This window comes from Pseudomonas sp. S30_BP2TU TE3576 (assembly GCF_050436025.1).
Lineage (GTDB): Bacteria > Pseudomonadota > Gammaproteobacteria > Pseudomonadales > Pseudomonadaceae > Aquipseudomonas.
In genome coordinates this window covers 5744894-5770669 of record NZ_JBNDLK010000001.1, presented here as the reverse complement: position 1 = coordinate 5770669, position 25776 = coordinate 5744894, and the positions used below count along the sequence as shown (strand labels likewise).

Annotated in this window: 16 protein-coding genes, 1 pseudogene and 2 riboswitches; of the genes and pseudogenes, 10 read left to right on the top strand and 7 right to left on the bottom strand. The window is 60.8% G+C overall.

From position 1 onward, the window contains the following. Positions 1-60 precede the first annotated feature (60 nt). Together cobN and cobW are read right to left on the bottom strand one after the other, a co-directional pair. A complete protein-coding gene (cobN, locus tag ABIA48_RS26410) occupies positions 61-3909 on the bottom strand; it encodes a cobaltochelatase subunit CobN (protein WP_429492464.1) in 3849 nt (1282 codons plus the stop codon). A 3-nt stretch (positions 3910-3912) separates the two neighbouring features. Then, a complete protein-coding gene (gene cobW / locus ABIA48_RS26405) occupies positions 3913-4983 on the bottom strand; it encodes a cobalamin biosynthesis protein CobW (protein ID WP_429492952.1) in 1071 nt (356 codons plus the stop codon). A 103-nt stretch (positions 4984-5086) separates the two neighbouring features. After that, a riboswitch (cobalamin riboswitch) is annotated at positions 5087-5299 on the bottom strand. 195 nt (positions 5300-5494) lie between these two features. Next, positions 5495-5720: riboswitch (cobalamin riboswitch) on the top strand. A gap of 121 nt (positions 5721-5841) precedes the next feature. On the opposite strand from cobW, the gene ABIA48_RS26400 reads away from it, so the two are divergent. The 4 genes from ABIA48_RS26400 (at position 5842) to cobM (ending at position 7993) form a co-directional block, all read left to right on the top strand. Further along, a complete protein-coding gene (locus ABIA48_RS26400; RefSeq protein ID WP_007992699.1) occupies positions 5842-6033 on the top strand; it encodes a CbtB domain-containing protein in 192 nt (63 codons plus the stop codon). 11 nt (positions 6034-6044) lie between these two features. Next, the gene (locus ABIA48_RS26395) at positions 6045-6752 is read left to right on the top strand and encodes a CbtA family protein (protein ID WP_204933717.1); all 708 of its coding nucleotides are present in this window, start codon (positions 6045-6047) and stop codon (positions 6750-6752) included. Next, positions 6749-7162, top strand: a complete 414-nt coding sequence (locus tag ABIA48_RS26390) for a cobalamin biosynthesis protein (RefSeq protein ID WP_310062581.1) — start codon at positions 6749-6751, stop codon at positions 7160-7162. The genes ABIA48_RS26395 and ABIA48_RS26390 overlap by 4 nt, the downstream gene beginning before the upstream one ends. Before the next feature lie 84 nt (positions 7163-7246). Beyond that, positions 7247-7993: a precorrin-4 C(11)-methyltransferase gene (gene cobM, locus ABIA48_RS26385; RefSeq protein WP_429492461.1), complete on the top strand. Its 747-nt coding sequence runs from the start codon at positions 7247-7249 to the stop codon at positions 7991-7993. A 196-nt stretch (positions 7994-8189) separates the two neighbouring features. Here the strand turns inward: cobM and nfuA are convergent, their stop codons facing one another. Both nfuA and ABIA48_RS26375 read right to left on the bottom strand, forming a co-directional pair. Then, positions 8190-8774, bottom strand: a complete 585-nt coding sequence (gene nfuA / locus ABIA48_RS26380; protein WP_007912592.1) for a Fe-S biogenesis protein NfuA — start codon at positions 8772-8774, stop codon at positions 8190-8192. A gap of 186 nt (positions 8775-8960) precedes the next feature. After that, positions 8961-11258, bottom strand: coding sequence for a fatty acid cis/trans isomerase (locus ABIA48_RS26375; RefSeq protein WP_429492459.1), 2298 nt, complete (start codon positions 11256-11258; stop codon positions 8961-8963). Between the two features lie 156 nt (positions 11259-11414). Here ABIA48_RS26375 and metH point away from each other — a divergent pair, with 156 nt between their 5' ends. The 3 genes and pseudogenes from metH to ABIA48_RS26360 all read left to right on the top strand — a co-directional run bounded on the left by metH (position 11415) and on the right by ABIA48_RS26360 (position 15753). Then, the gene (metH, locus tag ABIA48_RS26370; protein ID WP_429492457.1) at positions 11415-15125 is read left to right on the top strand and encodes a methionine synthase; all 3711 of its coding nucleotides are present in this window, start codon (positions 11415-11417) and stop codon (positions 15123-15125) included. A gap of 142 nt (positions 15126-15267) precedes the next feature. Beyond that, a pseudogene (locus ABIA48_RS26365) lies at positions 15268-15363 on the top strand (hypothetical protein); the annotation flags it as partial. A gap of 171 nt (positions 15364-15534) precedes the next feature. After that, positions 15535-15753, top strand: coding sequence for a DUF2970 domain-containing protein (locus ABIA48_RS26360; protein ID WP_429492455.1), 219 nt, complete (start codon positions 15535-15537; stop codon positions 15751-15753). Between the two features lie 6 nt (positions 15754-15759). On the opposite strand, the gene ABIA48_RS26355 is transcribed toward ABIA48_RS26360, so the two are convergent. Beyond that, the gene (locus ABIA48_RS26355) at positions 15760-16845 is read right to left on the bottom strand and encodes an ABC transporter substrate-binding protein (protein WP_429492453.1); all 1086 of its coding nucleotides are present in this window, start codon (positions 16843-16845) and stop codon (positions 15760-15762) included. Positions 16846-17370: 525 nt separating this feature from the next. Here ABIA48_RS26355 and ABIA48_RS26350 point away from each other — a divergent pair. Both ABIA48_RS26350 and ABIA48_RS26345 read left to right on the top strand, forming a co-directional pair. Continuing rightward, positions 17371-19029 carry a nitrite/sulfite reductase gene (locus ABIA48_RS26350; protein ID WP_429492451.1) on the top strand — a complete coding sequence of 553 codons (1659 nt, stop codon included), beginning with the start codon at positions 17371-17373 and terminating at the stop codon, positions 19027-19029. Next, a complete protein-coding gene (locus ABIA48_RS26345; RefSeq protein WP_007987432.1) occupies positions 19013-19507 on the top strand; it encodes a DUF934 domain-containing protein in 495 nt (164 codons plus the stop codon). Before ABIA48_RS26350 ends, ABIA48_RS26345 begins: the two co-directional genes overlap by 17 nt. Before the next feature lie 50 nt (positions 19508-19557). On the opposite strand, the gene ABIA48_RS26340 is transcribed toward ABIA48_RS26345, so the two are convergent. After that, positions 19558-23457 carry a dermonecrotic toxin domain-containing protein gene (locus tag ABIA48_RS26340; protein ID WP_429492449.1) on the bottom strand — a complete coding sequence of 1300 codons (3900 nt, stop codon included), beginning with the start codon at positions 23455-23457 and terminating at the stop codon, positions 19558-19560. 327 nt (positions 23458-23784) lie between these two features. Then, positions 23785-24807, bottom strand: coding sequence for a protease SohB (gene sohB / locus ABIA48_RS26335; protein ID WP_310062545.1), 1023 nt, complete (start codon positions 24805-24807; stop codon positions 23785-23787). Positions 24808-25008: 201 nt separating this feature from the next. On the opposite strand from sohB, the gene ABIA48_RS26330 reads away from it, so the two are divergent. Continuing rightward, positions 25009-25719: a histidine phosphatase family protein gene (locus tag ABIA48_RS26330; RefSeq protein WP_007987438.1), complete on the top strand. Its 711-nt coding sequence runs from the start codon at positions 25009-25011 to the stop codon at positions 25717-25719. Positions 25720-25776 lie beyond the last annotated feature (57 nt).

Sequence of the window (25776 nt, the reverse complement as noted above, 5' to 3'; positions counted from 1 at the left end):
TCATCGTTGGCTGACAAATTGCCTTCGCGGGCAAGCCCGCTCCCACAGGGTTTGCGGTGATTAGCTGTCTTCTTCTATATCCAGCAACAGATTTTCCAATGCCTCGCGGTAGGCGCCGGGGTCTTTCCACATCCCGCGTTGTTGCGCCTCGAGCATACGTTCAGTCATGTCGCGCAAGGCATGGGGATTGTGTTCACGGACAAAATCCCGGGTGTCAGGGTCGAGCAAATAGGCGTCGGCCAACAACGCGTACTGGTGATCGTCGATCAATTGCGTGGTGGCGTCGAAGGCGAACAGGTTATCGACGGTCGCGGCCATTTCAAATGCGCCTTTGTAGCCGTGACGTTTAACGCCCTCGAGCCACTTTGGATTGGCCGCCCGGGAGCGGATCACCCGGTTCAGCTCTTCCTTCAAGGTGCGGATTTTCGGCAAGTCCGGCTGGCTGTGGTCGCCATGATAACTGGCTGCGGCCTCACCTTTCAGGCTTTCCACCGCCGCGAGCATGCCACCCTGGAACTGGTAGTAATCGTTGGAGTCGAGCAAATCGTGCTCGCGGTTATCCTGGTTTTGCAGCACTGCTTGCACCTGGCCCAGACGCTGGGTGAATTGCTCCCGAGCCGCGGTACCTTCGTCAGAGCCGCCGTAAGCGTAGCCGCCCCAGTTCAAATAAACGGCGACCAGATCCTCACGGGTCTGCCATAGACGACCGTCGATGGCGCCCTGCACACCTGCACCGTAGGCGCCGGGCTTGGCCCCGAAAATCCGCCAGCCGGCCTGACGTCGCGCCGTGTCTTCATCGAGCCCCGCCTGCCGCAAGGCTGCACGTTCGTCGCGCACCTTGGCCGCCAGCGGGTTGAGATCGTCCGGCTCATCGAGGTCGGCGACCGCTTGCACCGCCGCGTCAAACAAGCGGATCAAATTGGCAAAGGCATCGCGGAAAAAACCGGAGACACGCAAGGTCACGTCGACTCGCGGGCGGTCGAGCAAACTCAACGGCAGAATCTCGAAATCATCGACCCGCTGGCTGCCGGTCGCCCAGACCGGACGCACGCCCATCAACGCCATGGCCTGGGCGATGTCATCGCCACCGGTGCGCATGGTCGCGGTGCCCCATACCGACAGACCGAGCTGGCGCAAATGGTCGCCGTGATCCTGCAGGTGCCGCTCCAGAATCAGGTTGGCCGACTGAAAACCGATGCGCCATGCTGTGGTGGTCGGCAAATTGCGCACGTCCACCGAGTAAAAGTTGCGCCCGGTGGGCAGCACGTCCAGGCGCCCACGACTCGGCGCACCGCTGGGGCCGGCCGGGACGAAGCGCCCGCTGAGGGCGTCAAGCAGACCGCGCATTTCCGCGGGGCCGCAGGCGTCCAGCCTTGGTGCGACCACTTCGCGCAAGCTGTCGAGGATGGCTTGCACTTCATTCCAGTTTGCCCCTTGTGGGAGCGGGCTTGCTCGCGAAAGCGGTGGGTCAATCGACATCAATGTTGAATGCTCAACCGATTCGCGAGCAAGCCCGCTCCCACAGGGGTTATTCAACGCGTCCGAAATCAACTGCGCGGCAAACAGTTCCAGGCGCTCGCGGGTATCGCCCGCCGTACGCCAAGTGTCGTCGCTGATAAGCAAAAGAGGCTCGGGACGCGGCCCCGCCCAGGACTCGGCCAGTACACAATCAAGCGGATCGAAACCCAGTCCGAAGGCCTTGGCCAGCGCCCGCAGCAGACTCGATTGCGCACCTCGGCCATCGCCCCTTGGAATGCGCAACAACGCCAGCAAGGTGTCGATGCGCAAACGACCGGTGGGCGATTCGCCGAACACATGCAGGCCATCGCGGATCTGCGACTCTTTCAAGTCGCACAGGTAGGTGTCGAGTCGCGGTAACCAGACCGCCGCGTCGGCATCGCTGTCGAGCTGTTCGTCCAGTTGCAGTTCACGGTCAATGTGCGTGTCGCGCACCAGTTGCAGGATGTCGCGCTGCAACTCTCGGGCGCGGCGCGGATCGAGCAACTGCGCTTCGTAATATTCGTCCGCCAACAGCTCGAGGTTGCGCAACGGGCCGTAGGTTTCGGCGCGGGTCAGCGGTGGCATCAGGTGATCGATGATCACAGCCTGGGTCCGCCGCTTGGCCTGGGCGCCCTCGCCCGGGTCGTTGACGATGAACGGATAGATGTTCGGCAGTGACCCGAGCAACGCGTCCGGCCAGCAGTGCTCCGACAACCCCACGCCTTTGCCCGGCAACCATTCGAGGTTGCCGTGCTTGCCGACATGGATCACGCCATGCGCGCCGTAGGTGTTGCGCAGCCAGAAGTAAAACGCCAGGTAACCATGGGGCGGAACCAGGTCCGGATCGTGATACACCGCGCTCGGGTCGACCTGATAACCCCGCGCCGGTTGAATGCCGACGAAAGTCAGGCCAAAACGCAGGCCGGCGATCATCATCCGTCCGCTGCGGCACATCGGGTCGTTTTCTGGCGTACCCCAGCGTTCGAGCACAGCCGCGCGGTTGGTTTCGGGCAGTGCGTGGAACATCGCCAGATATTCGTCCAGCGCCAGACTTTGCTGACACGGACGCAGGTCGAGGGTATCCAGATCGTTGCTGACGCCACCCAGCAACTGCTGGATCAGCGCGGTGCCGCTGTCGGGCAATTCGGCCGGCAACGGATAACCTTCGGCATGCAGCGCCCGCAGGATATTCAGTGCGGCGGCCGGGGTGTCGAGCCCGACGCCATTACCGATGCGACCGTCGCGGGTCGGGTAATTGGCGAGAATCAACGCAATGCGTTTATCAGCATTAGGTACCCGCGCCAGATCGACCCAACGCCGCGCCAGTTCGGCCACGAAATCCATGCGCTCCGGTTGCGGCCGGTAGCAAACCACATCCGACTGACTGCGCTCACTGCGCCACGCCAGATCCTTGAAACTGATCGGGCGACTGATGATGCGGCCGTCCAGTTCCGGCAAGGCAATGTGCATCGCCAGGTCACGGGGGCCGAGGCCCTGTTCGCTGGCGCGCCAACCCGGTTCGTTGTCCTGTGCGCAAATGGCCTGAATCACCGGAATATTGCGGCGAAACGGGCGCAGATGCGGGGCTTCGGGGCTCGACTGGGCGAACCCCGTGGTGTTCAGGATCACCGAGACGCTGGCCTCATCCAGCCAGTCCTCGACCACGCCAAGGCAACCGGGTTCTTTCAGGCTGGCCAACGCAATCGGCAACGGATTCAACCCCGCCGCCTGCAATCGCTGGCAAAAAACATCAATGAAAGCAGTGTTCGCCGCCTGCAAATGCGAGCGGTAAAACAACACCGCCGCCACGGATTGATCGGCGTGCCAGTCGGCCTGCCAGTCGCTCAGTGCGGCAGAGTGTTTGTGCGGATGGTAAATCGCCGTGCGTGGCAGGGTTTGCGGCTCGCCCCAGGTGTAATCGCGTGCCAGCCAGCGGCTCGCCAGGCAGCGGAAAAAATTCAGCGCATTACCCATGCCGCCCTGACGCAGAAACTGCCAGAGCCGATCGCGATCCTCGGCGCCGACCGTGCTCAGGTCGCTGAGCTCCGGGTCCGGGCGATCATCGCCCGGCACCAGAATCACCTGCACGCCGCGCTGCGACAGTTCAACCAGACGCTCGATACCGTAACGCCAATAGGCGATGCCGCCGTGCAGCGAAATCAGGATCACCTTGGCGTGACGCAGAACCTCATCGACGTACAAGTCGACCGAGGCATGGTTCTGCACCTGCATCGGGTTGGCCAGGCGCACGCTCGGGTAATCGCCGGGCAACTGCTGCGCCGCTTCGGCGAGCAGCGCCAGGCTGGAATCGCCACTGCACAGGACCACCAGGTCGGCGGGGGTTTGTCCAAGGTCGGCGATGTTGTCATCCGACACGAAACCGCCGGGCTGGGTCCTGAGCAGGTGCATGGCTTACACGCTGAGCGCGGCGCGCAATTGCGCTTCGAGAACAGTGGCGTCCAGTTCCTGGCCAATCAACACCAGGCGGGTGATGCGCGCTTCTTCGGCGCCCCACTGGCGGTCGAAATGCTTGTCGAAACGCGTGCCCACGCCCTGGATCAGCAGGCGCATCGGTTTGTTCGGGATCGCCGCAAAACCCTTGACCCGCAAGATGCCGTGCTGGACTACCAGTTGGGTCAGCGCGTCCATCAGCAGGCTTTCGTCGGCCTGGGGCAGTTCGATGGAGATCGAATCGAAGGCGTCGTGATCGTGGTCGTCATGATCGTCGTCGCCATCGTGATGATGGTCGTGGTGGCTGTGACGGCTGTCGATGTGTTCTTCGGAGCCGGCACCCAGGCCGATCAGCACGTCCAGCGGCAGGCGACCGCTGCTGGCTTCGACGATTTTCACCGCAGGCGGCAATTCTTCGGCGACTTCCAGGCGCACGCGGGCCAGGTCTGCCGGGTTGATCAGGTCGGTTTTGTTGAGGATGACCAGGTCGGCGCTGGCCAATTGGTCGGCGAACAGCTCGTGCAGCGGCGATTCGTGGTCCAGGTTCGGGTCGAGTTTGCGCTGGGCGTCGACCTGATCGGGGAATGCGGCGAACGTGCCGGCGGCGACAGCCGGGCTGTCGACCACGGTGATCACCGCGTCAACCGTGCAGGCGCTACGGATTTCCGGCCACTGGAAGGCTTGCACCAGCGGCTTTGGCAGTGCCAGGCCCGAGGTTTCGATCAGGATGTGATCGAGATCGCCGCGACGGGCCACCAGTTCGCGCATCACCGGGAAGAACTCCTCCTGGACGGTGCAGCACAGGCAGCCGTTAGCCAGCTCATAGACTCGGCCGTTGGCCTCTTCTTCGGTACAGCCGATGGAACATTGCTTGAGAATTTCGCCGTCGATGCCCAACTCGCCAAATTCATTGACGATCACCGCGATGCGGCGGCCCTGGGCGTTGTCGAGCATGTGCCGCAGCAGCGTGGTTTTACCCGAGCCGAGAAAGCCTGTGACGATAGTGACGGGGAGTTTGGCCAGTGTTTTCATCGGATGCCCTTTGGCTAAGCTGGCGGGCATACGGGACGACAACCGGCAACGCGGGCGCGCGTGCCTGAAGAGTTCGCCACCGGATCACCCCGCCCGGTTGAAAGTGAGAATCTGTGTCGAGGCAGGTCTCCTGGCTGACGGTGTGCCAGCCTTGAGCCTGGCATTCGCTGCGCCTTCCCGCCGGACTCATGGATTGAGCCTGCAGTGGCGTGGCAGCGAACATCACCGTTCACAGTTGCGGGGGCAGCCGCGGCATTGACCGCGTTCCCTTCTTAGCTTCGGCAAACGCCGAAGAACCTCGAAAGCGCAAGGCTACGCATGGTCTTGGGGCGGGTCAATGTTCACGTGACTTCTGCGGTGTGCCCTTCGCGAGCAAGCCCGCTCCCACATTTGATCGGGTTCTTTCAGGGGAAAAGGGTCAAGTGTGGGAGCGGGCTTGCTCGCGAAGAAAGCGACTCGGTTTACAGTTGAGAACCCTTGCCAATTGACGCCCAACCCCCTCCCATGCTCTCCTACACGCCTTGTTACGGGTGCCCTTCACAGGGTGAAACGGGAAACCGGTGAATCATGTGCTTTACTCTTAAGCCATGTCAGTCCGGTGCTGCCCCCGCAACGGTAAGCGAGCGAAGCATCAGATCCACTGTGCCACTACGGCATGGGAAGGTGATGCTTTCAGGAACAGGCAGAGGCCTGCGCCCCTCGTGAGCCCGGAGACCGGCCCGCAACACAAAGTGACCAGTACGATCACTGAACCAACAAACCCGCGGTGGGCGGGCGCTGTTTGAAACGCTGCGCGCCTGGTCGTGCAGTTTTTTGCATGCGCTCTTATTCCCCGCTGACAGACCAGAGGGATACGCCATGTCGATCATCAGCAGCACCGGCCACATCACCACCAGCACCACTTCTACCCTGGCCCAACGTCTGACCGCCGCCGTCTGCGCGTCGATCCTGGGCGCCTGTCTTGTCTATTTCGCCGGTTTCTCGCACATCGAAGCGGTGCACAATGCCGCCCACGATACCCGTCACAGCTCCGCGTTCCCGTGCCACTGAGAGCTGTTGACATGATCAAGCGTATTGCGCAAACCGCAGGCTTCACCGGACTGCTGGCCGCCCTGTTGTTGACCCTGCTGCAAAGCTTCTGGGTCGCGCCGCTGATTTTGCAGGCCGAGACCTACGAAAAAGCCGAACCGGCCGCCGTTGAAGTTCACCAGCACGCCGATGGCGCCATGGCTGCTCACACCCACGATGCGCAAGCCTGGGAGCCGGAAGACGGCTGGCAGCGTGTGCTGTCGACCACTGGCGGCAACCTGGTGGTGGCCGTCGGTTTCGCCCTGATGCTGGCCGGCCTGTACACCTTGCGTGCACCGACCAAAACCTCTCAAGGCCTGCTCTGGGGCCTGGCCGGTTATGCGACCTTCGTGCTCGCACCGACGCTCGGCCTGCCACCTGAATTGCCCGGCACTGCCGCCGCCGATCTGGCACAACGGCAACTGTGGTGGATCGGCACCGCCGCCTCCACCGCCGTCGGTATCGCCCTGGTTGTGTTCAGCCGTCACTGGCTGATGAAAGTCCTCGGTGTGGCGATCCTCGCCGTTCCCCATGTGATTGGCGCACCGCAACCGGAGGTGCATTCGATGCTCGCTCCGCAAGCACTGGAAGCCCAGTTCAAAATCGCTTCGCAGCTGACCAACGTGGCATTCTGGCTGGCCCTGGGCCTGATCAGCGCCTGGTTGTTCCGCCGCAAAAGCGATGGTCAATACCACGCATGACTGCTGCCAGCACAGCGCCGACCCTGGTGGTCGGCCTGGGCTGCCAGCGGGGCTGCCCTGTCAGCACGCTGCGGGCGCTGCTCGACCAGGCGCTGGAAGCGCATCAGATCCCGCTTCATGAGATCAAGGCCCTGGCCAGCATCGATTTGAAGCGCAACGAACCTGCACTGATCGAACTGGCGAAGCAGCTTGGCCTGGAATTGATGTATTTCAGCAGCCAGCAACTTGCCGCTTATGAGCAGCAACTCAGTCATCAATCGCAGATAGCGTTTGAGCGCACCGGTTGCTACGGCGTGGCGGAAAGCGCCGCGCTGGCCCTGGCCGAACAACTGGCCCAGGCCCCGGCAAAACTGCTGATCCCACGACAAAAATATGCCCAGGCGACCCTGGCATTGGCCGGCGCGGCATAAAAACCCCGATAATCCCCGCCATTGATCATGAACAATCTTCATCTGAAGCCCTGTTCATCCCCCTTTTTCCCACAGGAACCGACGATGACCGTCTACTTCATTGGCGCAGGTCCCGGCGACCCCGAACTGATTACCGTCAAGGGCCAGCGACTGATTCGCAGCTGCCCGGTGATCATTTATGCCGGCTCTCTGGTGCCGGCCGCCGTACTGGAAGGTCATTGTGCCGAACAGGTGGTCAACAGCGCCGAACTGCACCTGGAACAGATCATCGACCTGATCAAGAGCGCCCACGCCAAAGGCCAGGATGTGGCCCGAGTGCACTCCGGCGATCCGAGTCTGTACGGCGCCATTGGCGAGCAGATTCGCTATCTGCGTGAGCTGGGCATTGCGTTCGAGATCGTGCCCGGTGTCACCGCAACGGCAGCTTGCGCGGCCCTTTTGGGCGCCGAACTGACGCTGCCGGACGTTTCACAGAGCGTGATCCTGACTCGCTACGCCGACAAAACCGCCATGCCAGCCGGAGAGGAGTTCTCCAGCCTGGCGCAGCACGGTGCGACCATGGCGATTCATTTGGGGGTTAATCACCTGCCGAAGATCGTTGAAGAGCTCGTGCCGCATTACGGTGCCGATTGCCCGATTGCGGTGGTGCATCGCGCGAGCTGGCCGGATCAGGATTGGGTGGTGGGAACGCTTGAGGATATTGCCGGGAAGGTTGAGGCGAAAGGCTTTCGCCGTACGGCGTTGATTCTGGTGGGTCGGGTGCTGGGCAGTGACCATTTCAGCGAGTCATCGCTGTATCGCGCGGGGCATGCGCATCTTTACAGACCCTGATTCACCACCAACCCTGTGGCGAGGGGGCTTGCCCCCGTTCGGCGGCGTAGCCGTCGCAAAATCTGTGCGCCCGTTTTAAAAGCCGGGGCCGCTTCGCAGCCCAACGGGGGCAAGCCCCCTCGCCACAGGTTTCCAATGCCCCATAAAAAACGGCGCTCACGGGGCGCCGTTTTTTCGTTTCGCAGCGAACACCTTATTAGTAGTAGGCGTTTTCTTTCTGCGTGTGGTCGGTTACGTCGCGAACGCCCTTGAGCTCGGGAATACGCTCGAGCAAGGTGCGCTCGATGCCTTCCTTCAGCGTCACGTCGGCCTGGCCGCAGCCCTGGCAACCACCGCCGAACTGCAGGACAGCGATGCCGTCTTCAACCACGTCGATCAGGCTGACCTGGCCGCCGTGGCTGGCCAGCCCCGGGTTGATCTCGGTTTGCAGGTAATAGTTGATGCGCTCGTTGACCGGGCTGTCGGCGTTGACCATCGGTACTTTGGCGTTTGGCGCCTTGATGGTCAGTTGGCCACCCATGCGGTCGGTGGCGTAGTCGACAACGGCATCGTCCAGGAAGGCTTCGCTGAAGTGGTCGATGTACGCGGTGAAGCTTTTCAGCCCCAGCGCGGTGTCTTCGGGTTTTTCTTCGCCCGGCTTGCAGTAGGCAATGCAGGTTTCGGCGTACTGGGTGCCAGGCTGGGTGATGAAGACGCGGATGCCGATACCCGGGGTGTTCTGCTTGGAGAGCAGATCAGCCAGATAATCGTGGGCGGCGTCAGTAATGGTAATAGCGGTCATGGAAACTCCTCGCAGGCTTGGGCGCAGTTTACGCCAATCAACGCGCCGGACAAAGTCCTAGTATTTTTGTCGGGAAAGAATTGTGAGAGCGGGCTTACTCGCGAGGGCGTCGTGTCAGGCAAATCAATTGCGCCTGACACACCGCTTTCGCGAGCAAGCCCGCTCCCACAGGGGATCCGTGGTTTTTCAGAGGTTCTCGTAGCGATTCATGTCCAGCACGCCCTCTTCCACCGGATTGGTTTCCTGGATGTAGCGGCTCAGGTCATGGAAATACGGCCAGAATTGCGGATGACTGCGACGTATCCCCCAACGTTCGACGATTTTCTCGAAGCTGTCGGTATCCCTGGCGTTCTCCATTGCATCCACAAACGCCGGCACTTGCTCGGCCGGAATGTTGAACATGAAGTTCGGATAGCTGCTGAGCACACCCGGGAAAATCGTCAGGGTGTCGAGCCCCGGCTGATAGCGCAGCGATTCGCCGAGCAGGAACGCGACGTTGCTGTGAGCACGGTTGCGCAGCAGGCTGTAGATCTCACGCTTGCCGCTGCTGGTTTCGATACGCAGCATGGTCGCTTCCGGCAGTTGATCAATCACTTTCAACCCGGCCGCCGGACGCGAGGTCAGGCGGCTCAGCGCCTGCTCGGCACTTTGCAGGCCCGGATCAATGTTCGGCCGCGAGCAATAGGCACCGTCGCAGCGGTTGATCGGATCTGGCCTGGCATTGAGGTCGCCATAGCGGGAGAGCAATTGCCGGGCGAAATCTCGCTTGGGGTCCTGCGGGTTCAGATTCAGTGCCGTTGGCTTGTCGTTATCGATGGTCTCGTAGTCCAGCCACATCTTGAACTTGCCACTGTTCTGATACCAATCGTCGAGGTAGCCATCCCGGGAATCGGCGGGCATCAGGCGCAGGAAGTTCTGCTCGGCACCATTGCGGATCAGGTCGAAATACAGCCGCGTCTGGGCCTGATGGGACACGTTGCCGAACACATCGAAATTGACTGCCAGTTGATAGTAGGTGCGCTCCAGCAGCGGATAGTCGAACAGCCACACCGTTTGCGGCACGTCGCCGATCAGGCCTTTGGTCACCGAAGCACTGTCGAAATGGCGGAAGATACTCAGCAACGCATTGTCATTGCCCGCCCACAGGGTCGACCAGCTCGGCGCCGGCTGATCGGCGTAGCTGTCCCGGCGCAAGGCTTCGTATTCATTACGCTTGTCGCGGTAGTCGTGCCACAGGCTGAGGACGCTGCCGACATCATCGTTCTGCCCCGGCATTGCCAGCAACGGCGTGGCCTGTCCCCGATAGTTCGGGTCGATGATGTAGAGGTCGTGTTCGGGCGCCTGGAACAGCGCCCAGAAATTATCGCGGATCACGTCCGTGGCGATCTGGCCACGACACACCGGCCCACGGATAAACGTGCGCACAAAGTACTCGGCGTTATCGAGCATGAACTGATAGCGCGCCTGGGCCGGAATCGCTTCGAAGGTGGCAAACGGGTTGGCCCGGCTTTGCGGCCCATAGCCCGGCAATGCGTTGACCTGCCAGTTACCGCTGTAGAACAGCGACTTGACCCGCGCCAGCTTCGCCGAACTCAGCGGATAGGTGATATGGGTCTTGTGCACGATCACGCCCTGCACCGGCCACAAGCGGTAGTAAAACTGCGTGCCCGGGTCATCGTTCGGGCGCCGGGTGTTGATCAGGTCAATCGGCTGGCCGCTGGGCGTGCGCGAACGCACCCACTGGAAGAAATGCCCGGGCTCGCCATCCTTGAAGTAGAGGTGGGCGAGGAACCAGTGCTCGTACAACCAGCGTCCCACCAGACTTTCCCGGGCCCCCGGCGCATTGAGCAGGTTTTCCCACTGGAGCACTTGTCGGGCTTCTTTTGCACTGGGGACCAGGCCCTGCTGGTCGATAGGCGCCCCGGCCGCCAGCCAGCGTTGCAGCGTCTGGTACTGCTGATCGGTCAGGCCGGTCACCGCCAGCGGCATGCCCTCCTTCGGGTGCGACGCGGCATAGCCGTCAAACTCCGCGGGCATGGCGCACATGTTTTCCCGGTTCAGGCCCAGGACGATGTCCTCCGGCAGCCTGGCGTTGGGCTGCAACGGGGTTTTGTGACCCAGCTCCAGCATCCGCGCCATCAATGCAGCCTGACTGCCCTGGGCATCGAGCACCGAATAGAAGCCCTTTTGCTGCCAGGCGGTTTTTCCGGAGGCGTCAAAAAACAGCCGTGTCGGGGCCACTGCTTTAGTGCGGTCACCGTCATAAACCGGGACTTTCGTCGCGCCACGCGCCGCGCCCTCGCCGCTGCCCAGATTGAGCTGACAGGCGGCGTCGTTGCAGGCGTGGCAGGCCACGCACTTTTCAGTGAAGATCGGTTGAATGTCGCGGCTGTATGAAATGGCAGAGGAGATCGCCGGACTTTGCGCCACAGCGCCCCAGCTTGAAAACAACAGCAATATGCTGATGACGAAGCGATACGACATGTCCCTGGTCCTGAATCCTGAAAAAACGCCGCGATTCTACCGGCCTGTCATCTCTACCAACATGAACGATATTCATGCAAAATCGAGTCATGCTCTAAAAGCGCACAGGTTTGCTATCATCCCGGCCCTTCGTCATGGTCTTACCGAGTAGTCCAAATGTCCGATCGCAGCGTTCGCCTTCAAGCTCTCAAGCACGCCCTCAAAGAGCGCATCCTGATTCTCGATGGCGGTATGGGCACGATGATCCAGAGCTACAAGCTCGAAGAGCAGGATTACCGTGGCAAACGCTTCGCTGACTGGCCGAGCGATGTCAAAGGCAACAACGACTTGCTGGTACTGACTCGCCCGGACGTGATTGGCGGCATCGAGAAAGCCTACCTCGACGCCGGCGCCGACATTCTGGAAACCAACACCTTCAATGCCACCCAGATCTCCCTGGCTGACTATGGCATGCAAGGCCTGGCGTATGAGTTAAACGTAGAAGGCGCACGCCTGGCGCGCAAGGTTGCCGACGCCAAGACCCTGGAAACCCCGGACAAGCCGCGCTTCGTTGCCGGCGTGCTCGGTCCTACAAGTCGCACCTGCTCGTTGTCCCCGGACGTGAACAACCCCGGCTACCGCAACGTGACTTTCGATGAGCTGGTGGAAAACTACACCGAATCCACCAAAGGCCTGATCGAAGGCGGCGCCGACCTGATCCTGATCGAAACCATTTTCGACACCCTGAACGCCAAGGCCGCGATCTTCGCCGTCCAAGGCGTGTTCGAGGAACTGGGCGTCGAACTGCCGATCATGATTTCCGGCACCATAACCGACGCCTCGGGTCGCACCTTGTCGGGCCAGACCACCGAAGCCTTCTGGAACTCCGTGGCCCACGCCAAGCCGATCTCGGTTGGCCTGAACTGCGCCCTCGGCGCCCGTGAATTGCGCCCGTACCTCGAAGAGCTGTCGAACAAGGCAGGCACCCACGTTTCCGCGCACCCGAACGCCGGCCTGCCGAACGAATTCGGTGAGTACGACGAATTGCCATCGGAAACCGCCAAGGTCATCGAAGAATTCGCCCAAAGCGGCTTCCTCAACATTGTCGGCGGCTGCTGCGGCACCACGCCGGGCCATATCGAAGCCATCGCCAAAGCCGTGGCCGGTTATGCGCCGCGGGAAATCCCGGACATTCCCAAGGCTTGCCGCCTCTCGGGCCTGGAACCCTTCACCATCGATCGCAGTTCGCTGTTCGTCAACGTCGGCGAGCGGACCAACATTACCGGTTCCGCCAAGTTCGCCCGGCTGATCCGCGAAGACAACTACACCGAAGCCCTGGAAGTCGCCCTGCAGCAGGTCGAGGCCGGTGCCCAGGTGATCGACATCAACATGGACGAAGGGATGCTCGATTCGAAGAAGGCCATGGTGACCTTCCTCAATCTGATTGCCGGCGAACCGGACATCTCCCGCGTACCGATCATGATCGACTCCTCCAAGTGGGAAGTGATCGAAGCCGGCCTGAAATGCATTCAGGGCAAGGGCATCGTCAACTCGATCAGCATGAAAGAAGGCGTCGAGCAGTTCATACACCACGCCAAACTGTGCAAGCGCTATGGCGCTGCGGTGGTGGTGATGGCCTTCGACGAGGCCGGGCAGGCCGACACCGAAGCGCGCAAGAAAGAAATCTGCAAACGCTCCTACGACATTCTGGTCAACGAAGTGGACTTCCCGCCGGAAGACATCATCTTCGACCCGAACATCTTCGCCGTCGCCACCGGTATCGAAGAGCACAACAACTACGCCGTCGATTTCATCAATGCGTGTGCCTACATCCGTGACGAACTGCCGTATGCACTGACCTCCGGTGGCGTGTCCAACGTGTCGTTCTCGTTCCGCGGCAACAACCCGGTGCGTGAGGCGATCCACTCCGTGTTCCTGCTGTACGCGATCCGTTCCGGGCTGACCATGGGCATCGTCAACGCCGGCCAACTGGAGATTTACGACCAGATCCCGGCAGAACTGCGCGACGCCGTGGAAGATGTGATCCTCAACCGCACGCCGGAAGGCACCGACGCCCTCCTCGCCATCGCCGACAAGTACAAGGGCGACGGCAGCGTCAAGGAAGCCGAGACCGAAGAGTGGCGCAACTGGGACGTCAACAAGCGTCTGGAACATGCGCTGGTCAAGGGCATCACCACCCACATCGTTGAAGACACCGAAGAATCGCGCCAGTCCTTCAGCCGCCCGATCGAGGTGATCGAAGGCCCGCTGATGGCTGGCATGAACATCGTCGGCGACCTGTTTGGGGCAGGCAAAATGTTCCTGCCCCAGGTGGTGAAATCCGCTCGAGTGATGAAGCAGGCAGTCGCGCATTTGATCCCGTTCATCGAGCTGGAAAAAGGCGACAAGCCGCAAGCCAAGGGCAAGATCCTGATGGCTACGGTCAAAGGCGACGTGCACGACATCGGCAAGAACATCGTTGGCGTCGTGCTCGGTTGCAACGGCTATGACATCGTCGACCTCGGTGTGATGGTACCGGCGGAGAAAATCCTCCAGGTGGCCAAGGAGCAGAAGTGCGACATCATCGGCCTGTCCGGCCTGATCACTCCGTCGCTGGATGAGATGGTCCACGTCGCCCGCGAAATGCAGCGCCAGGACTTCCACCTGCCGTTGATGATCGGTGGCGCCACCACCTCCAAGGCCCACACGGCGGTGAAGATCGAGCCGAAGTACAGCAACGATGCGGTGATCTACGTCACCGATGCTTCCCGCGCCGTGGGCGTGGCGACGCAGTTGCTGTCCAAGGAACTCAAGGCCGGTTTCGTCGAAAAAACCCGCCAGGACTACATCGAGGTTCGCGAACGCACTTCCAACCGCAGTGCCCGCACCGAACGCCTGAGCTATGGCGCGGCCATCGCCAAGAAGCCGCAATTCGACTGGGCGAGCTACACCCCGGTCAAGCCAACCTTCACCGGGGCGCGGGTGCTGGACAACATCGACCTCAATGTTCTGGCCGAATACATCGACTGGACACCGTTCTTTGTGTCCTGGGACCTGGCCGGCAAGTTCCCGCGCATCCTCCAGGACGAAGTGGTCGGTGAAGCCGCCACCTCGCTGTACAACGATGCCCGGGAAATGCTCACCAAACTGATCGACGAGAAGCTGATCAGCGCCCGCGCGGTGTTCGGTTTCTGGCCGGCCAACCAGGTGCATGACGACGATATCGAGCTCTATGGCGATGACGGCAAGCCAATAGCCAAGCTGCATCACTTGCGCCAGCAGATCATCAAGACCGACGGCAAGCCGAACTTCTCCCTGGCCGACTTCGTTGCACCGAAAGACAGTGAAGTGACCGACTACGTGGGTGGTTTCATCACCACCGCCGGCATCGGCGCCGAAGAAGTGGCCAAGGCCTACCAGGACGCTGGCGACGACTACAACTCGATCATGGTCAAGGCTCTGGCCGACCGCCTGGCCGAGGCGTGCGCCGAGTGGCTGCACCAGCAGGTGCGTAAAGAGTACTGGGGTTATGCCAAGGATGAGGTTCTGGACAACGAAGCTCTGATCAAAGAGCAATACAGCGGCATCCGCCCTGCCCCGGGCTACCCGGCCTGCCCGGATCACACCGAGAAAGCCCAGTTGTTCGCCCTGCTCGATCCCGAAGCCCAGGAAATGCGCGCAGGCCGCAGCGGCGTGTTCCTCACCGAACACTACGCCATGTTCCCCGCAGCGGCGGTCAGCGGCTGGTACTTCGCTCACCCGCAGGCGCAATACTTTGCCGTGGGCAAGATCGACAAGGACCAGGTACAGAGCTACACCTCGCGCAAGGGCCAGGAGTTAAGCGTGACCGAGCGCTGGCTGGCGCCGAACCTGGGTTACGACAACTGATTGCAGGCGTACTCGATTCAGTGTGGGAGCGGGCTTGCTCGCGAAGGCGGCGTGTCAGCAACAGACATTTTCACTGAACGGCCGCTTTCGCGAGCAAGCCCGCTCCCACAGGAAATGCGCCAGCCCCGAGTGAATTGTCTTTGACAAGGACCAGGTGCAGAGCTGCACCTCGCGCAAGGGCCAGAAGTTGAGCGTGACCGAGCGCTGGCTGGCGCCGAACCTGGGTTACGACAACTGATTGCAGGCGTACTCGATTCAGTGTGGGAGCGGACTGGCTCGCGAAGGCGGCGTGTCAGCAACAGACATTTTCACTGAACGGCCGCTTTCGCGAGCAAGCCCGCCCACATTTGTTTTGTGCATGCTGTGAATTGTCTATGCTTGCCTCACACACATTCCTGGCGAGGGATTTATGGACGATCCGGCCGACAACAAGCCGCCGACCTTCTGGCAAATGCTGCACAGCGTCGTGGCGGCGGCGTTCGGGGTGCAGAGCGGAAAGAACCGGGCCCGTGACTTCACGCACGGCAAGCCCAGTCATTTCGTGATTCTGGGGATCCTGTTCACAGCGGTGTTCGCCTTGACACTGTTCGGCATCGTCAAACTGGTGCTGTTTCTGGCCGGGATTTGATGCGACTCAGTGCATCAGGGTTTGCAGGGTGAACGGGTAGCGCCAGGACGCAGGACGGCCCTTGGCCGAGAATTTGTGAAAGTCCACGCCGAAATCCTGCGCGGTGCCCATCTCCAGCAGTCGCCTGGCCTGTTCCCGATTGATCAGTTGCAACAGCGGAACCTGTCGGTCACGGCCGCCGTACTGGCTGATGTCCACGCCTTCATCGTAGTCATGTAATTGCACCAGCGCCCAGCCCCCCAGACTGAAGTGCCCGCCCAGCAAGACACTCAGGCGCCGGTCCAGCAGTGCCTGTAACGCCGCGGGTGAATTGTTGATCGCGCCGAACAGCACGCCTTTGCCTGGCACACCCCCGGCTTCGACATAAGCCTGCATCACACCGAACGCCATCTCGTCATTGGCGGCCCAGACCAGCGACGTCTGCGGGTAGCGCTTGAGCAACAACCTGGCCTGCTCGTAGGCGCGCTGCCGGCTCCAGCCGCCGTACACCAACTGGCGCAAACGCACTTCGGGGTGCTCGGCCAAGGCACGTCGCAGGCCCTTCTCGCGATATTGCGCGGACGGGGTGATCTTCAAACCGGAAAAGGCCAGCAATTCGATCGTCTGGCCGGGGGCCACCGGGCCGTGCTGTCGAATCAGCTCCTTGAGCATCAGGTAGCCGCCCTCCTCGTCATTGGGCACCAGGCTACCGAGCAAATCGGGATACTTGTCAGGCCGCGCACCAATCAGTTTCATCTGATCCGCAGTCAAGGCGTTGTTGACCATGAACAGCTTCACACCGCTGCCTTTGGCCAGCCGCAGGATTTCCGGTGCGATGTATTGCTCGTTGACGAAGATCAGGTAGTCGGGGCGATGGGAGCCCTGAAGAGCTTCACGGGCCTGCTGGATGGTGTTTTCGGAGATGCGGTCGGAATACTGGATGCGCAGGTCCATCCCCAGGTCGGTCGCCGCGGCCTGCATAAACTGCGAGTAACTCACCCAAAAAGCTTCCGTGGGGGTTCCCGGGTTCAGGAACAGCACTGACGCCGCTTGGGCACAAGATCCCACGACCATGCCCAGCGTCAGCAATACGCCACACAAAAACTTCAACATTGGTCGTCCGAGCCCCCGGAAATTCCGCCGCGCATTATAGCCAGCGAACGTCCGTAAAACGGCGATTTTTCCGGCTTTTGTCAGACAATCGTCGGAACCGGGCCCGGACGGGGTCGTTTACTGATGGCTGACCCAGAAAACCGCCGTCCCCACGACCAGAATGATCAGGAACAAAATTGCCCATGCATCAACGGTGCTATCGCTTTTCCGTGCTTTGGTTGGGTTGCTCATTGCATCGCCTCTTGTCGGTTTTATCGGTGATTGCATAAAGACTCGAGCAAAGTAAAGACGACGATTGCCCGCACCACAAACAAGGGCGTTGCAACAACGATTCTCATTAGGCGATTTGGTTCTTTACATATACTCAAACATCACTTTTGCGCATAACTGCAAACTGGTATCTTGCCCCGGCTCCGTAGGGAGTGCGCGGCCGTGCGCGCAGAATTGCCGAGGTTTTATCGGACGCCAGCAAGCCAAAAAAACGCCGCTGTTTCCGACCGGCCCAAGCCTGAGAACAGGACTTTTATGTACGTATACGACGAATACGATCAGCGGATCATCGAGGACCGCGTCAAGCAGTTCCGTGATCAGACCCGACGCTATCTGGCAGGCGAGCTGAGCGAAGAAGAATTCCGCCCCCTGCGCCTGCAAAATGGTCTTTATATCCAGCGTTTTGCACCGATGTTGCGAGTTGCCGTGCCTTACGGCCAACTGACTTCGCGCCAGGTGCGAATGATGGCCAAAATTGCCCGCGACTACGACAAGGGCTACGCCCACATCAGTACCCGGCAGAACGTGCAGTTCAACTGGCCGGCCGTGGAAGACATTCCGGACATCCTGGCTGAACTGGCCACCGTGCAGATGCACGCGATCCAGACCAGCGGCAACTGCCTGCGCAACGTCACCACCGACCAGTTCGCCGGTGTCGCCTTCGATGAGCTGATCGACCCGCGCCCATGGTGCGAGATCGTCCGCCAGTGGACTACGTTCCACCCGGAGTTCGCCTACCTGCCGCGCAAGTTCAAGATCGCCGTCAACGGTTCGACCTCCGACCGCGCCGCCATTGAAGTCCACGACATCGGCCTTGAGCCGGTGCATAACGCCGCTGGCGAACTGGGCTTCCGTGTCTTGGTGGGTGGTGGCCTGGGCCGTACACCGGTGGTGGGCGCATTCATCAATGAATTCCTGCCGTGGCAAGACTTGCTGAGCTACCTCGACGCCATCCTGCGGGTCTACAACCGCTATGGCCGTCGCGACAACAAGTACAAGGCACGGATCAAGATCCTGGTGAAGGCGCTGACGCCTGAAGTCTTCGCGCAAAAAGTCGATGCGGAGATGGAGCACCTGCGCGGTGGCCAGACCACATTGACCGAAGCCGAAGTGCAGCGCGTCGCCAAGCATTTCGTCGACCCGGACTACAAGGCGCTGGAAAACCAGACCACCGCACTGGCCGAACTCGACCAGCAGCACCCGGGCTTCGCCCGCTGGCGCGTGCGCAACACCCTGGCCCACAAGAAACCGGGCTATGTGGCCGTTACCCTGTCCCTGAAGCCGACCGGCGTTGCACCGGGCGACATCACCGACAAACAGCTCGACGCCGTGGCCGACCTGGCCGACCGTTACAGTTTCGGTCAACTGCGCACTTCCCATGAGCAGAACATCATCCTGGCCGACGTCGAACAGGAAAAACTGTTCGCCATGTGGGGCGAGCTGCGCGAGCAAGGTTTCGCCACGCCGAACATCGGCCTGCTGACCGACATCATCTGCTGCCCGGGTGGCGACTTCTGCTCCCTGGCCAACGCCAAGTCGATTCCGATCGCCGAATCGATCCAGCGTCGTTTCGACGACCTGGATTACCTGTTCGACATCGGCGAACTGGACCTGAACATCTCCGGTTGCATGAACGCCTGTGGTCACCACCACGTCGGCCACATCGGCATCCTCGGGGTGGACAAGAAGGGCGAAGAGTTCTATCAGGTTTCCCTCGGCGGCAGCGCCAGCCGTGACGCCAGCCTGGGCAAGATCCTCGGCCCGTCCTTTGCCCAGGAAGCCATGCCTGACGTGATCGAAAAGCTGATCGACGTGTACATCGAACAACGTACCGAAGACGAACGCTTCATCGACACCTATCAGCGTATTGGCATCGAACTCTTCAAGGAGCGTGTCTATGCAGCGAATCATTAAGAACAACGAGGTCGTCGACGAGACCTGGCACCTGCTGCCCAAGGATTTCAACATCGACGGGATCAGCAACTGCGACGACCTCATCGTGCCGCTGCAGCTGTGGCGCGAACACAGCCGTATGCTCCTGGCCCGCGACGGCGGCCTGGGCATCTGGCTGGACGCCGATGAAGAAGCCGAGGAAATCGGTGAAGACGTGGCGCAGTTCCAGGTCATCGCCCTGAACTTCCCGGCATTCACCGATGGCCGCAACTACTCCAACGCCCGCCTGCTGCGCGACCGTTACGGTTTCAAAGGCGAATTGCGGGCCATTGGCGATGTGCTGCGCGACCAGCTGTTCTACATGCATCGCTGCGGTTTCGATGCCTTTGCTGTACGCCCCGACAAAGACCCGTACGAAGCCCTTGAAGGCCTCAAGGACTTCTCGGTGACCTACCAGGCCGCTACCGACGAACCGCTGCCGCTGTTCCGTCGCCGCTGACCGTCACGCCTTGAACCCCGGCCAGGGTTCAAGGCGTTTTACCCCTGCCGCTAAAACACCGGATGATCCGCCAGCGGAATCAGCCGCCCCATGGCGACCCAGTCGCGGTACAGCCGGATTCGATCTTCCAGCACCACGAACAACCTGAACGGGTTGTCCGCATCAGCCATCCGCGTTTCGACACACTGACGCAACCAGCCCCACAATTCCTCTGAAGCATCCGCTTCGTGCAGCAAGCGCCACACTCGCGCCTGTAGCGATAGATAGTCGACCCGGAAATCTGCCGTCAGGCTCAACCCATCCATGACCCTCAGCAACGTACTGCCCGATGGCTTGACGGCCAATCGTTGCCAGATCTGCTGCCGCGCCTCGCGCACGCTATCATCGCCCTCCTCCAGCCAGGGCGTCGCACTGCCATAATCGGCACCCGGCTCACTCAGCCACAGATTGATACCGGTGCGTTCCCGATGATCGACCAGGCGCGACAACGTCTCTTCATCCGTCAACGGATTACCCCACAGTTTCACCCGGTCCCGGGAGACCGCCTGATTCAGTATCGCGTGGGGAACCCGACCGATCCGGTTGCCTCGCAAGTCGAGCGAGGTGAGGTACGGCTGATCGGCGATACCAATCGGGCAATGGCGAATTCCGGTGTTTCTCAAGTTCAACACGCGCAACTCTTTCAACCCCAGCACAACGGGCGGGACAGCCAAAGGGTTTTCACTCAGATCCAGAGTTTGCAAGCTCGCCAGATCACCAAACTGTGCAGCCGTGCTCTCCTGAAGCTGCAGAAAGGTGGAACCCATCTTGAGCGTTGTGAGCCGGGTCATTTGACGGACCGGCGCCGGCAATACACCCTCCAGCACGTTGTCTGCGTTGAGCCGACGCAGGTCGACACGTTCCAGGTTCAGGGTGCGCAGATTCGGAAAGCTTTCCAGAAAGACGTCCAGGCTCTCGCGCTCGACCAAATGCATGCCCTGCATCGATAGCTCGACAACTTCATTGAAGCGCACGTTCATCGTCGGCAACCGATGGAAGTCCTCGAAACCCAGATCAAGCCTGTAGCCGGAAACCCCCTCACCGGACAGCACTCTATTGATCCGGGGTGGGCATTTTTGCCAGATGCTCATCAGTTCGTCGCCCAGTTCCATTCGTGTTGCGCGCTCGTTATCGATCACGCTTTGCAGCAGTTCGACATTGTGCGCCGCCACCTGCTGAGGACTCATGCCCGCGGCGGCTTCATCGCCTACCGCCAGAAAATCCACATCCATGTCATCGGCATCCAGCACAGCCTGGTCGACCCACTGGCGCAGGTCGGCATACAACTGCCGCATCTCGAGAGTCAGGCGATCCACCAGTGCTTGTGCACCATCACCCGCCATCTGGAGTAACTCGTCCGCCTGGGCATCGGTGAAGTCCGGGTACAGATTCTTGACCTGCAAACGCTTGATTTCGTGGGTCAGCACAGCGGCCTGCGGCGTATTCGGAAAGCCGCCGCCACGCAATCCCAGGGCCTCGAAGGGCAACCCCGAATCCATTCGACCCAAGCCGAGCATCAGCTCGGAGCGGGACAAGGCGTGCCCGCCAATGCGCAAGCGCAATTCACTGGCCACGTTCGGCATGCGCAGCGACATCGCCGTGCGCTCCTCCACGGACAACAGGTCAACCAGCGCGGTAAACAGATCCGAACCGTCGCCTTCGGTAGCGGCCACTGCAGAATACCGATAACGATCACCCACCTTGATCAAACGCCGACAATCCGCTGAATCGAGCGGACCGCAGCGGTCCAGGACCCGGCCACTGATTGACCCGTCGAGTACTTCGATACGCAAGCCTTTCGGCCAATCGGGCAGGCGTTGCAGGGAATGCAACGCCAGGGCATCGGTTTCAGGATGGACAACCGAGCGCAAGTACAGGCCTTCATAGACCCGGTTGAGTCGTACGTGTTGTTGATACTCCCGCGCCTTGCTGTCCAGGCGCTTGAACAGTTGCAGCGCCTCGTCAGCATCGAAGGGCCGATCGATGTCGACTCCCGAACGGTCGAGGATTTGCTCCACGGCACTTTTCGGCAAACCGGGGTATTCGCCCTGAAACAGGCGAATCCATTCCCGGTCCGAGTGCTGGAGCGCCTGATAGCGGGCGTTGAACAATCCGGCCCGCGCTTGCGAATCGGCGACGGCGTCGAGCTCCTGATCGAGCTTGAAACGGGTAATGGTGTCGGCGAGCAACGGTGTCGGCGGGCGTCCGGCCTGCATCAGACGCAGCATATCGTCGTCGACCGTACTGACCTGCGCGATTTGCGCCAGCACCTCATCACTGAAGGAAGCAAGTGGCGCGCAAACGCCACGCATCAGTTCCACACGTGTAGACACGGGCGTCGGAGCCGATCCGGGCGTGAGCTCAGCCGGCGATTCGCGAGGCGGCTCGCTCCCGGATTCCCGGGGCTCGCGCAGCGTTCCGGCGATTTTTTCTTCCCCCTTGAGTGCCGCCACCGCCCCGGCGAGCGCAAGCGCATTGAGCAAGCCGAACACTGTGCGCGTCACGCCTTCGGAGCGCTGTTCGGGCGTTTTGCCGTTGATGGCCTGATCGAGGCCGTAACCGGCGTCGATCAGGCCGGCCAGCACCAGCACACCTTCACCTCCTGGAATGAACAACGCCAATGGGCCCAACCGATTGATCCACTGTACAAGCGGTTCCACTACCGCACTCAGGTTGTCGCGATTGACTTGGGCATCGTCGCGGATGGTTTTGACACTGGCCATGGAGGCCTGCTTCATCGTCAGCACCAGTTGCGCGAACGGGTCGGTGTCGGTCGGCGGACGCGCAAGGTCGATGTAGTCCTGCGGGTCCCAGAAACCGTCGTTGTTGAAGAGCCCGGCGTTCTTTTTCAGCCAGTGTTCCTTCGGGTAAACCGCCATGCCCTCCAGCGCCGTCAACACGCCCGCATGGAAAGTGCCGTCTTCACGATCGTCCTCGGCAAAGTGCGCAACCAGCGCTTGCCGCGTAGCGTCCACCGTGCCTTGTGCCACGATCCATTGGCGCAAGTGCTGGAAGTCGGCGAACTCATGCAAGGGTGAGGAATTGCCCGGGATATTCAGCAAGACCCTGCCACTGTGACGGTGGCGGTAACACCAGATATCGTTTGAGGTGTAGCGATAGATCGTCAGCCGACCGACTTCGATCGATGCGCTGACGCGGGTTGGCGCCTGCACCTGGCCGATGGTCAGCGCATTCCAGGCCTGCTTCGCCGGCAACCCGGCGGCCTGCATTGCCAGGGCCAGGCCCTCCTGACTCAAACTGCCCTCTTGATGCTGCAGGCAGGCGCTCATGATAAAGGCGGCCTTGGTCGAGGTTCTCAGGTCGTAAGGCGCTGCCTGGACGATTCGCTTATCGGAAGGCCAGGCGTGGTCAAGGTAAGCCTGATAGCGGGTTTGCAGATCCAGTTCCCATACCCACTGTTTGAAATCGGCCGGCCGGAGGGCGATTTGCGTGGAGGGGCCGTAGGTCTGCGGTGTTGTGCACCGGTAGATCCCCTCATAGTCCCGGTAATAATCCACGGCTTTGGCAAAAGGCTCATCGACGGGATCAACGATGCGTATCTCGGGACCGATGTCCGCAGGCGTGTACAAGCCGAACGCCGTTTCACCGAAACGGCCGTCACCCACCGTCTGATAATTCGACAGCAATGCCTGCACCAGGGTGCGTGAATTGTTCACCGTTCCCTGGTGGATCGCATCATGCGCGGCGCTTGCGTCAGTGTCGTAGTCCAGCGTCACCAACAGAGCCGTATACGGGTCGATGGCCTGTCCCCATTTTTCCGTTATCAGTGCTGCGCCGAATTGTTCGGGGGATTGCGGCAACGCTGTCGCTACCGCCGTTTTCAGTTCATCACGCATGGGCGTGACGGGTGGATGTGGCGGTGCGTCGTGGCCGTGCGAATAGTCGCTCATGTGCATTCCGTTGCAGATATTGGAGGAATTGCAACATAGCGGGCGGTGGCTGGGCCGGCAGCAGGAAGGACACGTCAGCGCATCTGGGAAATTTCGCTGATGCGTGAAGGATGTAGCAGCTGCCGAGCCTGCGAGGCTGCGTTCGAGGACAAAGTCCTCGCAGGCTGGTGTACGCGGTTTGTCTGATACACCGAGCTGCACGGTTTTGCGACGGCTTCGCAGCCGAACGCAGCCTCGTAAACTCGACAACTGCTACAAAGGACCGTTTCAACTTGAAAAAACCGCAGCAGGCGCTGCGGTTTCATTTTTTCGAAGGCAACAAAAGCGTTACCAGAAGCGTTGCTGGGTCAAGCGACTCCACCAGCTCAGCAGCACGCGATCGACCGAACCGCTGGCGGCCATGCCGATGCGCTCCGGCAGGCTTTTGCGTTCGGAGTAATGCAGGTGATAGAGATCGGACTGCCTGGCGCGTTCGGCGAGGTATTCATCGCTGGTCTTGAGCTCGTCGACCAGTCGTTTGTCCAGCGCCGCGACGCCGAGCCAGATTTCGCCGGTGGCCACTTCATCGATGGCCAGTTGCGGGCGATAGCGCGACACGAAGTTCTTGAACAGTTGATGGGTGATGTCCAGGTCTTGCTGGAACTTCTCCCGGCCCTTCTCGGTGTTCTCGCCAAACACGGTCAGGGTGCGTTTGTATTCACCGGCGGTCAGCACTTCGAAGTCGATGTCGTGCTTTTTCAGCAGGCGATTGACGTTGGGCAACTGCGCCACCACGCCAATCGAGCCAAGGATCGCGAACGGTGCGCTGATGATCTTCTGGCCGATGCACGCCATCATGTAGCCGCCGCTGGCCGCGACCTTGTCGATGCACACGGTCAACGGCACGCCGGCCTCACGGATACGCGCCAGTTGCGAGGAAGCCAGACCGTAGCTGTGAACCATGCCGCCGCCGCTTTCCAGGCGCAGGACCACTTCGTCCTTCGGCGTGGCGAGGCTCAGCAACGCGGTGATTTCGTGGCGCAGGCTTTCAGTGGCCGAAGCCTTGATATCGCCGTTGAAATCCAGCACGAACACCCGGGGTTTGGCCTCGGGTTTTTTCTTCTGTTTCTTCTCGGTTTTAGCCTGGGTCTTGCGCAAGGCCTTGAGCTGGTCCTTATCGAGCAAGGTTTGCTCCAGGCGCTCGCGCAGCCCTTTGTAGAAATCATTGAGCTTGCTGACCTGCAACTGGCCGGCCGACTTGCGCCGCCCCTTGCTGCGCAAGGCCGCAAAACTGGCCAGGACCACCAGAATGGCGATCACCAGGGTCACGGTCTTGGCCAGAAAAATGGCGTACTCGGAAAAAAACTCCACAGGGACTCCTCAAACGATACGCGGCTTGAACGCGCGCGGGATACCTCCAGCATACCCATGCGCCGGCCTTGCGACCAGCCGTGAAACCTCTGGCAACAGGCCTGTAACGGGCATTTCAAACAAGCGTATGTTTTTTCATTGACAGCACACCGCCATCCTCATAACCTCGCCAAACCTTCAACGTACCGGGATGACGCGGACGTGGGCAGCATCTACTTGATTCGACATGGCCAGGCCTCCTTCGGTGCGGACGACTACGACGTTCTGTCGCCGACCGGTATTCGTCAGGCTGAAATCCTCGGCCGGCACCTGGCCGAACTGGGGATCAGCTTCGACCGCTGCCTGGCGGGCGACCTGCGCCGCCAGCAGCACACGGCCAACAGCGCGCTGGAACAATTCGCCGCGGTGGGCTTGCCGGTGCCGCTCCTGGAAACCGACTCCGCCTTCAACGAATTCGACGCCGATGCGGTCATCCGAGCGCTGTTGCCGGCCATGTTGCCGGATGAACCCGAAGCCTTGAACATCTTACGCAACGCCGCGCAAAACCGCGGTGAGTTCCAGCGTATCTTCGCCCTGATCATCGAACGCTGGCTCGCCGGCACCTATGACACACCGGGCCTGGAAAGCTGGCTGGGGTTTGTCGAGCGGGTGCGGGCCGGTTTGCATCGCATCCTCGACCAGGCCGACAACACACAAAAAATCGCCGTGTTCACCTCCGGCGGCACCATCACCGCCCTGCTCCACCTGATTACGCAAATGCCTGCCAGGCAGGCCTTTGAATTGAACTGGCAAATCGTCAACACCTCGCTCAACCAGCTTAAGTTTCGTGGTCGCGAGGTGTCCCTGGCTTCCTTCAACGGTCATGCACACCTGCAACTGTTGAAGACCCCGGAGCTCATCACGTTTCGTTGAGTCCGGACCATTGTGACCCTGGCTGTAATCACCCAGCTCTTATTACCCAAGAAAGGA

Coding starts and splice junctions, on each gene's coding strand:
- cobN (WP_429492464.1), bottom strand. CDS start 3,909: ATGCACCTGCTCAGGACCCAGCCCGGCGGTTTCGTGTCGGATGACAAC.
- cobW (WP_429492952.1), bottom strand. CDS start 4,983: ATGAAAACACTGGCCAAACTCCCCGTCACTATCGTCACAGGCTTTCTC.
- ABIA48_RS26400 (WP_007992699.1), top strand. CDS start 5,842: ATGTCGATCATCAGCAGCACCGGCCACATCACCACCAGCACCACTTCT.
- ABIA48_RS26395 (WP_204933717.1), top strand. CDS start 6,045: ATGATCAAGCGTATTGCGCAAACCGCAGGCTTCACCGGACTGCTGGCC.
- ABIA48_RS26390 (WP_310062581.1), top strand. CDS start 6,749: ATGACTGCTGCCAGCACAGCGCCGACCCTGGTGGTCGGCCTGGGCTGC.
- cobM (WP_429492461.1), top strand. CDS start 7,247: ATGACCGTCTACTTCATTGGCGCAGGTCCCGGCGACCCCGAACTGATT.
- nfuA (WP_007912592.1), bottom strand. CDS start 8,774: ATGACCGCTATTACCATTACTGACGCCGCCCACGATTATCTGGCTGAT.
- ABIA48_RS26375 (WP_429492459.1), bottom strand. CDS start 11,258: ATGTCGTATCGCTTCGTCATCAGCATATTGCTGTTGTTTTCAAGCTGG.
- metH (WP_429492457.1), top strand. CDS start 11,415: ATGTCCGATCGCAGCGTTCGCCTTCAAGCTCTCAAGCACGCCCTCAAA.
- ABIA48_RS26360 (WP_429492455.1), top strand. CDS start 15,535: ATGGACGATCCGGCCGACAACAAGCCGCCGACCTTCTGGCAAATGCTG.
- ABIA48_RS26355 (WP_429492453.1), bottom strand. CDS start 16,845: ATGTTGAAGTTTTTGTGTGGCGTATTGCTGACGCTGGGCATGGTCGTG.
- ABIA48_RS26350 (WP_429492451.1), top strand. CDS start 17,371: ATGTACGTATACGACGAATACGATCAGCGGATCATCGAGGACCGCGTC.
- ABIA48_RS26345 (WP_007987432.1), top strand. CDS start 19,013: ATGCAGCGAATCATTAAGAACAACGAGGTCGTCGACGAGACCTGGCAC.
- ABIA48_RS26340 (WP_429492449.1), bottom strand. CDS start 23,457: ATGAGCGACTATTCGCACGGCCACGACGCACCGCCACATCCACCCGTC.